Annotated in this window: 14 protein-coding genes; 9 read left to right on the plus strand and 5 right to left on the minus strand. The window is 34.3% G+C overall.

Going from position 1 to position 12,559, the window contains the following annotated elements:
- Nucleotides 1-27: 27 nt before the first annotated feature.
- The 3 genes from AB3X49_RS10790 (at nucleotide 28) to AB3X49_RS10800 (ending at nucleotide 2,791) form a co-directional block, all read left to right on the plus strand.
- Nucleotides 28-705 carry a response regulator transcription factor gene (locus tag AB3X49_RS10790; protein WP_000781971.1) on the plus strand — a complete coding sequence of 226 codons (678 nt, stop codon included), beginning with the start codon at nucleotides 28-30 and terminating at the stop codon, nucleotides 703-705.
- Between the two features lies 1 nt (nucleotide 706).
- A complete protein-coding gene (locus AB3X49_RS10795; RefSeq protein WP_367961981.1) occupies nucleotides 707-2,083 on the plus strand; it encodes a sensor histidine kinase in 1,377 nt (458 codons plus the stop codon).
- A gap of 252 nt (nucleotides 2,084-2,335) precedes the next feature.
- Nucleotides 2,336-2,791 (plus strand): DinB family protein, encoded by a 456-nt coding sequence (locus AB3X49_RS10800; protein WP_367961983.1) that lies wholly within the window; start codon nucleotides 2,336-2,338, stop codon nucleotides 2,789-2,791.
- A gap of 117 nt (nucleotides 2,792-2,908) precedes the next feature.
- Here the strand turns inward: AB3X49_RS10800 and AB3X49_RS10805 are convergent, their stop codons facing one another.
- Both AB3X49_RS10805 and AB3X49_RS10810 read right to left on the minus strand, forming a co-directional pair.
- Nucleotides 2,909-4,168 carry an MFS transporter gene (locus AB3X49_RS10805; RefSeq protein WP_367961985.1) on the minus strand — a complete coding sequence of 420 codons (1,260 nt, stop codon included), beginning with the start codon at nucleotides 4,166-4,168 and terminating at the stop codon, nucleotides 2,909-2,911.
- Between the two features lie 69 nt (nucleotides 4,169-4,237).
- Nucleotides 4,238-4,861, minus strand: coding sequence for an ArsR/SmtB family transcription factor (locus AB3X49_RS10810; RefSeq protein WP_367961987.1), 624 nt, complete (start codon nucleotides 4,859-4,861; stop codon nucleotides 4,238-4,240).
- Between the two features lie 184 nt (nucleotides 4,862-5,045).
- Between AB3X49_RS10810 and AB3X49_RS10815 the strand changes: the two genes are divergently transcribed.
- Together AB3X49_RS10815 and AB3X49_RS10820 are read left to right on the plus strand one after the other, a co-directional pair.
- Nucleotides 5,046-6,110, plus strand: coding sequence for an ABC transporter permease (locus AB3X49_RS10815; protein ID WP_367961989.1), 1,065 nt, complete (start codon nucleotides 5,046-5,048; stop codon nucleotides 6,108-6,110).
- Complete coding sequence (locus AB3X49_RS10820) at nucleotides 6,110-6,781, plus strand: ABC transporter ATP-binding protein (RefSeq protein ID WP_085311878.1); 672 nt, start codon at nucleotides 6,110-6,112, stop codon at nucleotides 6,779-6,781. Before AB3X49_RS10815 ends, AB3X49_RS10820 begins: the two co-directional genes overlap by 1 nt.
- Before the next feature lie 72 nt (nucleotides 6,782-6,853).
- Here the strand turns inward: AB3X49_RS10820 and AB3X49_RS10825 are convergent, their stop codons facing one another.
- Together AB3X49_RS10825 and AB3X49_RS10830 are read right to left on the minus strand one after the other, a co-directional pair.
- Nucleotides 6,854-7,936, minus strand: a complete 1,083-nt coding sequence (locus AB3X49_RS10825; RefSeq protein ID WP_367961991.1) for an LPXTG cell wall anchor domain-containing protein — start codon at nucleotides 7,934-7,936, stop codon at nucleotides 6,854-6,856.
- A 135-nt stretch (nucleotides 7,937-8,071) separates the two neighbouring features.
- Complete coding sequence (locus AB3X49_RS10830; protein WP_367961993.1) at nucleotides 8,072-8,662, minus strand: AAA family ATPase; 591 nt, start codon at nucleotides 8,660-8,662, stop codon at nucleotides 8,072-8,074.
- Between the two features lie 215 nt (nucleotides 8,663-8,877).
- Here AB3X49_RS10830 and AB3X49_RS10835 point away from each other — a divergent pair, with 215 nt between their 5' ends.
- Both AB3X49_RS10835 and AB3X49_RS10840 read left to right on the plus strand, forming a co-directional pair.
- Nucleotides 8,878-9,798 (plus strand): class I SAM-dependent methyltransferase, encoded by a 921-nt coding sequence (locus tag AB3X49_RS10835; RefSeq protein ID WP_367961995.1) that lies wholly within the window; start codon nucleotides 8,878-8,880, stop codon nucleotides 9,796-9,798.
- Between the two features lie 67 nt (nucleotides 9,799-9,865).
- Nucleotides 9,866-10,000 carry a hypothetical protein gene (locus tag AB3X49_RS10840; protein WP_367961997.1) on the plus strand — a complete coding sequence of 45 codons (135 nt, stop codon included), beginning with the start codon at nucleotides 9,866-9,868 and terminating at the stop codon, nucleotides 9,998-10,000.
- 95 nt (nucleotides 10,001-10,095) lie between these two features.
- Here AB3X49_RS10840 and AB3X49_RS10845 read toward each other — a convergent pair whose 3' ends face one another.
- Nucleotides 10,096-10,533 carry an Lrp/AsnC family transcriptional regulator gene (locus AB3X49_RS10845; RefSeq protein WP_367961999.1) on the minus strand — a complete coding sequence of 146 codons (438 nt, stop codon included), beginning with the start codon at nucleotides 10,531-10,533 and terminating at the stop codon, nucleotides 10,096-10,098.
- 142 nt (nucleotides 10,534-10,675) lie between these two features.
- Between AB3X49_RS10845 and AB3X49_RS10850 the strand changes: the two genes are divergently transcribed.
- Both AB3X49_RS10850 and AB3X49_RS10855 read left to right on the plus strand, forming a co-directional pair.
- Complete coding sequence (locus AB3X49_RS10850; protein ID WP_367962001.1) at nucleotides 10,676-11,257, plus strand: DJ-1/PfpI family protein; 582 nt, start codon at nucleotides 10,676-10,678, stop codon at nucleotides 11,255-11,257.
- Nucleotides 11,258-11,473: 216 nt separating this feature from the next.
- Nucleotides 11,474-12,109 carry a LysE family translocator gene (locus tag AB3X49_RS10855; RefSeq protein ID WP_367962003.1) on the plus strand — a complete coding sequence of 212 codons (636 nt, stop codon included), beginning with the start codon at nucleotides 11,474-11,476 and terminating at the stop codon, nucleotides 12,107-12,109.
- The last annotated feature ends 450 nt before the right edge of the window (nucleotides 12,110-12,559 follow it).

Genomic DNA, 12,559 nt, shown 5'->3' on the forward strand with positions numbered 1-12,559 from the left:
GTAGAAGGATGAACAAGAGAGGGTTTAATGAAGATGATACATATTTTATTAGCTGATGATGATAAACATATTAGAGAGTTATTGCATTACCATTTACAAAAAGAGGGCTTTAAAGTTTTTGAAGCGGAAGATGGAAAGGTAGCGCAAGGCGTTTTAGAGAAAGAAAATATTCATCTTGCGATAGTAGACATTATGATGCCGTTTGTTGATGGCTATACGTTATGCGAAGAAATCCGGAAGTATCATGATATACCTGTTATTTTATTAACTGCAAAAGATCAGCTAGTCGATAAAGAAAAAGGATTCATTTCTGGTACGGACGATTATATTGTAAAACCATTTGAGCCAGCTGAAGTCATTTTCCGTATGAAAGCATTACTGCGTCGTTATCAAATGCTGAGTGCTGATATTATTACGCTGCACGGTACGACAATTGACCGAAAAGGGTTTGAAGTGAAGTGTAACGGTCAGACGATTTTGCTTCCATTAAAGGAATTTGAATTATTATCACAACTTGCTAGTTATCCTGGAAGAACCTTTTCAAGAGAAGAATTAATTGAATTAGTATGGGGAATGGATTTTGAAGGAGATGAACGAACAGTTGACGTTCATGTGAAGCGACTGAGAGATCGTTTTTCAAAACGAACAGATGATTTTCAAATTACGACAGTACGCGGACTCGGTTATAAGTTGGAGTTGAAATAAAATGAAATCATTATATTCTAGATTTGTTTTTATGACAGTCGGTATTATGCTTCTTAGTAGTATTATCGGTTTTTTATTAACGAACGTATATTATCAAGTGAAGTTAAAACCGTACAATAGTGAAAAGATTTTAATGTATGCTAAAGAAGTAAAATCATTATATGAAAAGCAAAGCGAAGAGAATAAAGAGGCATACTTACAGTCTATTGCGAAGTTAGGGTATGAAATTTATATTGTAGATGACGAAAATCATGGAAAGCGTATTGGGAATGCGTTTCGTAAGATAACAATTAGTGATGATACTGTTCATAAAGTATTGCAAGGTGAGACGTTTAATGGCGTTTCCACATATCCAACGCGCCTCTTTATTACAGGATTTTTCGATAATGAATTAATTAATAGTGTCGGTGTACCGCTAAAACACGATGATAAACAGTACGCTTTATTCATTCGCCCTGATATTCAGCAACAATTTGGTGAGATGAGAATTTTTCTAGCGGTATTACTCGGTTTCATCGTTGTATTAAGTATCATTTTTATAGCGATCGCAGCAGGGTATATTGTTCGTCCTATTCGAACATTTACGAAAGCGACTCAAAAGATTGCAAGTGGTGAATATGATATCGAATTAGATGAAAATCGAAAAGATGAAATTGGTACACTAGCAACTAATTTTCAAAAGATGACAAAGAGCATTAAAGAATTAGACCAAATGAGACAAGAGTTCGTTTCTAACGTTTCTCATGAATTCCAATCTCCACTTTCTTCGATACAAGGTTTTTCGAAAACATTACAATCGGAGAATATGAGTGAAGAGGAAAGAAAACGTTACTTGAAAATTATTGAGGGCGAAAGTAAGCGGATGTCTAGTTTATGTAAACAGTTACTTACGCTTGCTTCATTAGATAAAGAAGAGAAAGTTCTACAAATGAAAGAGTTTCACTTACAAAAGCAAATTAAAGACGTCATTTTTATGCTCGAATGGAAATGGCGTGAAAAAGATATAGCTGTCGAATTTGATGTGCCGGACATCACTATACAAGGTGATGAAAACTTACTTCATCAAGTATGGAGTAATATTTTTACGAATAGCATTAAGTTTTCAAACGATGGCGGAACCGTTGAATTTGTTGTAGAAGAATTAGAATCCGGTATTGTCATTTCTATATCAGACAACGGAATTGGTATGGAAAAAGAAGAAATGGATCGTATATTTGATCGTTTTTACAAAGTAGATACAGCAAGGGCAAGAAACGTAGAAGGTAGCGGTTTAGGGTTATCAATTGTGCAGAAAATTGTTGAACTGCATCAAGGAAACGTTTCAGTTTATAGCACGAAAGGGGAAGGGACGACTGTTCGAGTTGAGCTTCCGAAATAGATGGAAAGGAAGAGGCTGTTTTTGGAACAGTCTCTTCTTATTTTTGTCAATTGGTCAATATATTATCACTTACGTGTAAAGTGATAAAAAGTTGTTTAAAAAAATGCGAGTCATTCTATTTCACAATTGGGTCAGTTTGTGGAATAAGATTAGCAGGAAGTTTATTTGAAAATGTAGAATCTCTACAGAGTTATAAGGCTTTTATTGAAACTTTAACTATTTAGGGAGGCGATTACTTTTAAACGAATTGACTTGTTTTTAAACGGACTAGATTCCACATTCGATAAAGAGAGTTGGTATGCACCGTTTAAACATGCTATAGAAGGACTTACAGCCGAACAGGCTATCTGGAAACCATATGGAGAGGCAACTAAAACCATTTGGGAGAACGTTAATCATCTCATTTATTACAAAGAGAGACTTGCTGCAAACTTGGAAGACCGTGAATGGATACATAATCTCGACGGTGATGAAACCTTTTATCTTACCAATCAATCTAATGATGATAAGGAATGGAAGAAAGTCGTTGAACGTTGTGAAAATGCCCAACGTAATTTAAGACAGGCATTGAGCGCAATTTCCGAAAGAGAGCTTGAACAAAATTCACTTGAGGGTAAATTACTAGACATTATGCTTCATGATGCTTATCATACAGGTCAAATTATTCAATTAAGGAAAATGCAGGGGGCATGGCCATCAAATCGATAATTGAACGTTTTAGTTGGTGTTATTGTTATATTTTTAGTGAGGTATTTTACATTCAAAATTAAATAACTATAATTATAACCCCGTCCCAAATTTAGAACGGGGTTAAATTTGTTCCTGCTATAAAGCTGCCCCTTTCCCGCACTCTTCCTTAAACCGCACCCCAAAAGTATCGGCTGTAATCTCATCAGCTTTTGGCAATGAACGTAATTTCGGATGAAGCAGCCATACTATAGAAATAAATAAAATACCGATGCTAGCGAGTGAGAAAATGAGTTGGCTACTAAATACATTTGCAGTATATCCACCAATTAAAGAACCGAACGGCATAGCAATTTTCCCCATACTTCCTATGACTGTATTGATGCGTCCGATATATTGATTTGGAATTACAATTTGACTAATTGTCGCGAATAATATGTTGGTCGCACCAATTGGAATCCAAGCTAGGCCGAATAAGATAATAGAGAGCCATTGAAACGGTACAATCGTAGAGAGAAACCAAAAGATAGCGCCAGTCGCAAAGCCAATAATAGAGACACGGCCAACGTTACGTTTGCCAACCCATGAACTGAATAATGCACCGATGAGACTACCTGCTGATATAGCAGCTAAGAAGAAGCCATATGATTTCACGCCTCCTAAAGAATCAGCGAAAGAAGGGAGTATTGCCATTGTCATACCAATTGAAAAATTAGCGACTACTGAACCGATTAAGAATACGCCCATTAATGAACGAAAGACGATGGAAAAACCTTCTTTTAAATCAGAGAAATATTGTTTAGTTGAAAGTGATGTATTGGTTTCTGCTTGCTGTGGCATTTTCAATGAAAAGAACAAAAGGGCAGTAATCGCGAATGTAAAAGAGTCGATTACGTATAAAGTGATTGCGCCAAGTAGTGCTACTAATATGCCAGAAAGAGTCGTACAAATTAAGTCAATGCCTTGATACGCAAATGAAAAGAGAGAGTTTCCTTTTAATAATTGTGTTTTATGCAGTAGAAGTGGTAAAGCTTTCGATTGTGCGGGATAGGAAAATTGTTCGATAAAGGCTACGATGGGCATGATGATGAGTAGTAGTTGGACTGTTAGTAGGTCGAAGTAGTGTGTAATGGGAATGATTAAAATAAGAATGCATTGCAAAATTTGTGTGATGACAAGGGTGTTTTTGATTGACCATCTATCAACGAATGGACCAGTAAGAAACTGAAGTGCAGAAGGTAATAATGTAAGAAAACCTGCTAGTCCAGAATAAAAAGGATTACCACTCAGCTTATATACGAGCCACATCGCTGCTACATAATACAAACTATCTCCTACGTTTGTAAAAATTCTCCCTAAAAATAATAAGAGGAAATTCCGGTTTTTTAATACGTCCACTTTATCTACTCCTTTATAATAAATTTATTCGGTAAAATAAAATTGACCGTTGTTGTAAAAAAAATCGAATTACAATTTTTCTTCTTTTTTCACAAAGCGTTGCATTGCTCGCTCATCGATTTGTAGTGCAGTAGTAGAAATGTAATATGATTTACTATTTGGATCTTTATCCGCATCTTTTGTGATCTCATTTAATTCAGCCATCACTTCATGAAACTTTTTCACCCACACTTGAAATTGTTCTGGCGTAGCGGAAAACTCCCAGCTGGATGAAACGTAATTCCATTCAGCTGGGTCTTCACTTGCTTTTCGTAATGTAAAAGCTTCTTCAGGAGCAGCGAGAATATGGCTTTTCGTTGTTTCCGTCATTTGTAAAAAGATTTGGCGACCTGATTCGCTTAAAATTTCTAAATGAGGCAATAACTCTGCAGCAGGGGTGAAGCCTTTAGCGACAGATTGATAAAATTTTTGAACGATGCCATTTTTCTCTTCTGTATAAACGATTTCTATAAGATGATTCTTCTCTAATTCTTTTAAATGATAATGAATTTTAGCCCTTGAAATGCCGAATTTCTCAGATAGTAGTTGCCCTGTATAAGGACGTTCTAATAGACGCATCATCATTTCGGCGCGTAGTGGGTCGCCTAATGCTTTTAGTTGGCTATAAGTAGTTAATGTTAACATGGGCTTCAAAATGATCAACTCCTTGAATTAAATTACTCGGTCAATATTATTTGACTGAATTGTATCAAGGATTTTATTTATTTTCAATACTTTCAGAAAATTTAATCTTTGTAATGTAATCTTCTGTTCATATTCCGTTCATATTTCTTTTTTATTATAAGTGCATAGAAAGTAATAGGAAGGAGCGAGCGAAATGTTTTTAGCTCTGCGTGAATTAAAACAATCAAAATTAAGATATGGATTAATCGGACTTATTATGGTGTTATTATCATTTTTAGTCCTTGTAATTTCAGGATTAGCAAATGGATTATCATATGATAATGCTTCATCGATTCAAAATATGGAGGCAAATAAATTTGTACTAGCGGATGATGCGGAAAATAAATTACTTCGTTCACAAATTAAGCAAGATGATGTAGATAACGTAGTAAATCAAGTAGGCGAGAAAGAGGCCGTTCCGTTTCGTGTGAAAGTTTCAACTTATGAAAAGAAAGATAGTTCGAAAAAAGTTGATGTCGCTATTTTCTCAAGTGAACGTGATTCATTTTTAGAACCGAAAATTGTAAAAGGTGAGAAATTAGGTACAGCAAACAACGAAATGGTTGCTGATGAATCAATTAAAGAAAAAGGAATTGAAATTGGGGATACAATTATTGATCCTGTTTCAAAGAAAGAATTTACAATCGTAGGATTTACGAAAGATCAAATGTTTAGCCATACACCAGTCGTTTATGTAAATGAAGACGTATGGGGCGCTATCTCACAACCAAACCAAAAAGATTATAGTGCAATTGCGCTTAATACAGATAAAGAAATTAAAAATGCACATGTTATCGACAAAAAAGAAGTATTACAAAGTATTCCAGGGTTTAAAGAAGAGCAAGGAACATTAACGATGATTATCGCGTTCTTACTTGTTATCGCTGCGTTACTAATCGGTGTATTCTTCTACGTCATTACACTGCAAAAAACACAGCAATTAGGTGTACTAAAAGCAATCGGTACGAAAAATTCTTATTTAGCAAATAGCTTAGTCGTGCAGGCATTATTCTTATCAGTCGTTGCGATGGTAATCAGTATTGTTCTTGTACAAGGATTAGAACAGATTTTGCCAGCGGGTATGCCGTTCTTATTAACAACACCAATGATTGCACAATATGCAGCAATCTTTATCGTCATTAGTATTTTAGGAACACTTATTTCGTTATATCAAGTATTAAAAGTTGATGCATTAGAAGCAATTGGAGGCGGGATGTAATGACTTCATTATTAAAATTAGACAAAGTAAGTAAAGTGTACGGAGAAGGGAATACAGAAGTAACAGCCCTTCATCCGATGTCGCTTGATGTGAAAGCTGGAGAATTTATCGGAATCGTCGGTCCTTCTGGATCAGGGAAAAGTACGTTATTATCAATCGCGGGTGCTTTACTATCACCGTCAAAAGGGGATATTTACATTCGTGAGCAAAATATTACGAAGTTATCAGAAAAGGAAATGACAGACATTCGTTTGAAAAAAATCGGCTTCATTTTCCAGTTCGCAAATCTTGTTCCATATTTAAATGTAAAAGAACAATTGCTTTACATTGCAAAGCTAAAAAAAGAAAGCAAACAAGAATCAGAAAATCGTGCGGATCATTTATTAGCGGCATTTGGATTAGGAGAAAGAAAAACTCATTATCCAAATCAACTATCGGGCGGGGAAAAGCAAAGGGTAGCAATCGCTCGTGCGTTCATGAACAACCCAGATTTAATATTAGCGGATGAACCAACTGCAAGCTTAGACTCAAAACGCGCACGTGAAGTCGTGGAAATGATGAAACGTGAAGTGAAAGAAAGTCAAAAAGCAGCAATTATGATTACACATGATGAAAGAATGCTTGATGTATGTGATCGTATATTGACGCTTAGAGATGGGCAGTTAATATAAAGAAAAAAGGCCAACCGTACATATATGTGCAGTTGGCCTTTGTATGATTATTTTAAAATAGATATAATGGCTTTATTTTGAGAATAACGTTTTAATTTTATTTCGTGTTACTAATAAAAGTCCACCTAAGACAGATAACATTCCTAAAGGCACGTTACTTGATTGCTCACTACCAGCGTTAGGAAGTTCTCTAGCACTGTTTTTCGCTGGAACAGTAGTATTGTTATTGTCTGTTTGCGTTTGTTTCGATTGTGATACTTCATTAATTTTGTTATCTACATTTTGCTTTGTTGTATGTAACTCAGCTAATTTGTCATCAATTTTTTTCTCAGTATGTTTAAAATCGTTTATTTTAATATCTAAGTCTTGCTTTTTCTTTGTTAAATCGTCTGAAACAGTTTGTTTCGCTTGTTTCATTTCGTTTATTTTATTTAGTAAATCTTGTCTAGCTTCTTGTAACTCAGCTAATTTGTTTTTCACATCTTGTTTAGCTAGTTCTAAGTTAGATGAAAGACTATCTAAATTGCCTTTAATTTTCTTAAGTTCTTCTAATGTGTTACCTGTATTCGGTTTATTTTCTTTAATTTCAGCAAGTTTGTCCTCAGCAGTTTGTTTCGCTTTCTTTAACTCAGCTAACTTGTCATCTACCTGTTTTTTTACTTCCTTAAGCTCATTAACCTTTGCATCGATATTTTCTTTATGCTGCTTAATTTCATTCACTTTTTCATCAACAGTTTGTTTATGTTCTTTAATCTCATTAACCTTTTCATCAACAGTTTGCTTATGCTCTTTAATTTCAGCGATTTTATCTTCGGCGATTTGTTTGTCTTGCTGAAGTTTTGCATCTAACTCTTGTTTATGTTGTTTAATCTCGCCAATTTTTTCATCTGCAACTTGTTTACGTTCATGTAGTTCATTTACCTTTGTATCAACATTTTCCTTAACTTGGTTAAGTTCATTCAATGTTTGATCCACATTTTCTTTGTGCTGCTGTAATTTCGCATCTAACTCTTGTCTATGTTGCTTAATTTCAGCTAAGCGATCTCCCGTACTTTGCTGGGGAGTAGCTTCATTTACTTCTGCATGAGTAGGGGTAGATCCCGCAATCATTGCTAAAGCTAGTGTAGAAGCAGCGATTGTTTGTTTTGTTTTCATATTTTTGTACCTCTTTCCTATGAGTGAACTCTATTGTGTAAAATTGAGCATATAGAAGTAGATTATTTTATCATTATATACCATGTTCGGCGCTTAGAGGAAGTATTTGCATAATAATCTATGATTATGTGATTCTTATAGTCTCTTATTTTGGGATAGGGACAAATCTTCAGCAAGATGAACAATTTTTTCTATAGTAGATTTTACATCTTTACTATCGCGAATAACAAACAAATAATCAGCCTCATTTTCTACAGGATCTACTACATCTTCATGTTGAGATTCAGCCTGTTGCCGAACGAGTACTTCTTTGAAACTGGAATAGTTACCTCTAAATATATTTATACTTCGCTTACTACGAGCTACTCTTTCATAAAGAATATCATCTGGAATGTCAAAACGAACGAGTATGCGTACATATTCCTCTTCCTTAAACAGCTCATTCAGCAAATACATCCGGCCGTTTCGGCTTCTATTTGAGTTGCAAATGATAAGGTGTAAATTTGTATGTTCTTTTGCATAATCAACAATGAATTTCGAAAGAGCGTGCTTAAATGTATTAGGGCCTTCAGTTGGCTGTAATTTTTCATAATGCGTGTTAATAAATTTTGCTTGGTTATCTTGATCCATAACGAAAGAGTTGGGTAATTCTTTTTCTAGTGCCTTAGCGAATGTAGTTTTTCCGCTGTGCGTTTTTCCTACTGTAATAATGACTAATCGTTTCATGACGCCCTCCAATTATGTTGTTATAATTTGGAATATTCGGTACGGATTGTAATCTTCCTGCTAGAAAACATGTGAATTGTTGAGGTGGTTACGGGCTGAAAACTTGACAAAAAAACTTATTTATGCTATAATTTACCAATATAAAAATAAAGTGTATAATAGGGTTCTCCTGGCCAGGGGAACCCTATTTTTGTTGTGAAAATGAAGGAGAGTGTATGTGCGTGAAAAAAGGTGAAGCAAGTGTAACGTCGTTAGTATCAGCTTTCGGAAGGGCGTATCATAGTGAATTTGATAGTTCTAAAATCTTTGATGATTATGTAGCTAAAGATCTTATTTCACAAAAAGAACGTAATGATATTGAAACGAACATGGTTCAAGGAATACATTTTTTCAATAAAGGCATTGCACAGCAGTTTCAAGACAATCCGAAAGAAATTTTAAAATGGATTACACAAGTTCAATTATCACCAACACCTTTGGCACGTGCGGCATATTGTGAAAGAGTATTACTACATGAAATTATATTAGGCGCAAAACAATACGTCATACTCGGTGCGGGTTTAGACACGTTCTGTTTTAGACATCGAGAATTAGAAAATAAAATAGAAATATTTGAAGTGGATCATCCTTCTACGCAAGCGTTTAAAACACAAAGAGTGAAAGAAGCAGAGTTTGAAATTCCAAGCAATCTTCATTTTGTTTCGATGGATTTTACTAAAGATTTCTCGAAGCAAAAATTAGTAAATGAAGGGTTTGAAAATAAACAGACTTTCTTTAGCTTATTAGGTGTTACGTACTATTTAACGAAAGAGGAGCTTTCTAGTTTAATAGAATACTTATTCGAGATGGTTCCAGGGGGAAGTTCTATCGTTTTCGATTATCCTGATGAAAACTTATTTACGGAAAAAGGATTATCCAATCGAGTTGAAAATATGATAAAGATGGCTGAGATAGGCGGGGAGCCGATGAAATCGTGTTTTTCTTATACCGAAATGGAAGCACTGTTAGAGAAGGCGGGCTTACTCATTTATGAGCACTTATCACCAGAGGATGTTCATACATTATATTTTGAAGGACGAAACGATTATTTAGAAGCTTTTGAGACGGTGCATTATGTACATGCGGTGAAGAAGTAGAGAATTAGTAGGCATGGGGAGGGATCTCTGTGTCTTTTTTTTGTAAAAAAGGAAATGAGGTGTAGTGATGGGAAGTAATAAGCATGTTGCTATTGGAAGTAGAGGGATTGTGAAGAATAATTTAAATGTTTATATAGGGGGAATTGCACATCGTTACCCAGCTAATAAAAATGGGTTACCCAAAAACGATAAAAATGATTAGAGACCCTGATTTTTATACAGTCAAAAAATCAGGGCTATTTTTAAAGGATTAAGGATTATTGAGTAAGTAATAGTTAATTGATTGTGCCAGTATTTTTATTCTTCACTAATAAAGGGAGCAATTATTTTTTTTTCATAAGAAGATAACACGATATTCGTTGATGGTGTACCATATTGCATTGTATCATCAATAAATTGTTCTAAACTTTCTACAGAATACGTTGCTAATTTGACAATATAGCTAATTTCCCCTGCTACTCTGAAACACTCAAGTACATCTGGATGATTATAGCAAAAGTTAGCTAATGATTTACAATCCTTTGATTTAAACAATATAAGTGCAGAAATTGGACGGTTTATTTTTTTTAGAGAAACATGTGCATGGTAACCTTCAATAATTTTTTGCTCCTCTAACTTCCGTACTCGCTCAGTTACTGACGGAGCAGATAAGTGAACGGCTTCTGCTAGATCCTTCATTGAAATTTTTGCATTTGACTGTAATAATCCCACGATTTTTTTATCAATTTGATCCATAAATTATCCAACCTTTTTTTATAAAATAGAATAACCTAAATTCCTTATATAATAAAGCCAAACAATCGAATATCCTTATTAAACTTATTTATCAGCCTTATATATTTGTATAAAATAAGGATAACAGGAGGCGATTTACGATATGAAAAAGGTTTTATTATTATTAGCTGATGGATTTGAAGCAGTAGAAGCTAGTGTATTTACAGATGTACTAGGTTGGAATAAATGGGAGGGAGATGGATCAACTGAGGTCGTAACAGTTGGCCTTCGGAATAAATTAACCTGTACTTGGAATTTTACTGTCATACCCGAAAAAACGGTTGATGATATTCAATTAGATGAGTTTGATGCATTAGCTATTCCAGGAGGTTTTGAAGAAGCTGGTTTTTATCGGGATGCATATAGTAGAGAATTCTTACATGTTATTCAACATTTTTATGCCAAGCAGAAGCCTATTTCCAGTATATGTGTCGCATCATTAGCGCTTGGAAAAAGCGGGATTCTTACGGATAAAAAAGCCACCACATACAGTCATCCAACGAGTAAACGAAAAGAGCAGTTAAAGAATTTCGGTGCAATAGTACAAAATGATTTAATCGTTCAAGATGGAAACATTATTACATCTTCAAATCCAGGTACAGCTTTTGATGTTGCATTTTTATTACTTGAAAAACTAACATCTAAAAAGAACGTTAAACATGTAAAGGATCTTATGGGGTTTTAGGCATTGCTCTTCAACAAAGGGATACTTGGAGTATTTTAAAATCTCTTAACGAACATGGTCCAAAAGAGTGGTCATCTAATTGGGTGATTGCTCCAGATAAAAGAGAATGGAAATAATATGTAATAACAGATGGTAATGAATCGATCAAAGGTAAGTGCCCTTTTCATGCATAATTTAATAAAAAGAATAATAATTGATTAAAATAGGAGAATTTTTATGATTGTAACACTCTTTACATATATATTGTTAGGTTTATCTTTATCAATACCTGCAGGTGCTATGACTGTCCAAATGACTAAACAAGGAATGAGAAATGGTTTCGTACATGGTTGGTTTGTAGGTATAGGAGGAATGACTGTAGATTTATCTTTAATAGTTCTGATTTATCTAGGGTTCTCTAGTGTATTAACCAATCCGTGGGTAGAAGCAGTTATGTGGTTACTAGGTTTTGGGTTTTTAATGTTTATTGGAATAGAAAGTATTAAAGAAGCAAAGTCAGAAGTTAACATAGAGGGAGAAGATCCTAATAAATCTTTATTAACAGCTTATTTATCTGGTTTTATGATTGCTATATCACCGGCTAATATTGTCTTTTGGATAGGGGTCTTTGGGCCGGTTCTAGTTTCTTCATTAGGTAATGCAAGTACATCAACATTTATATTAATAGCTGTAGGTATTTTATTAGGTATCTTTATGCATGATATGGTCTTATTAAGCTTTGTTCATTTTACTAGACGGTTTCTAAATCCAACCTTTATTAAATGGGTATCTATATTTGCCGCAATAGTACTATTCGGATTTAGTGGTTATTTTGGTTACGAGTTTATAAACCAAGTAATTACTTTTATTTAAAAAGCATAACTTTTATAAACTTAAATATGGCGGTTGTAATGTAAATGAAAAAGATACGCATTTTAAACCCAAACGCAACGTAATTGTAAATATGTTATATTACGTAGGTATCCCCTTAGGAATTCTTTGATTTCTAGGGGAGGGTTAAATTCCTTACATATAGCCTTTAGAAAAAGAAACAACCTCTACTATAATTGACGGTGTATGAACTTAGCTTGATAGCGATGGGGTAATTGCACATATCTATTCGCTGGAAAATATTAACTAAATCCAAGAGTAAAAAGCGCTATTCTTACTAAAAGAATAGCGCTTTTTTATTATTTTAGTATGATTTCATCTGAATGTATTGGAAATTTCTCCTGCAAAAGTAGTAGAATTTTTATTTGAATTTACTACTTCAGTTGGATTTATCATATTTCAATTTCGATAGAATAGTAAATAGGTATATTG

Origin of the sequence: Bacillus sp. C30 (assembly GCF_040838255.1) — a bacterium.
Taxonomy (GTDB): domain Bacteria; phylum Bacillota; class Bacilli; order Bacillales; family Bacillaceae_G; genus Bacillus_A; species Bacillus_A mycoides.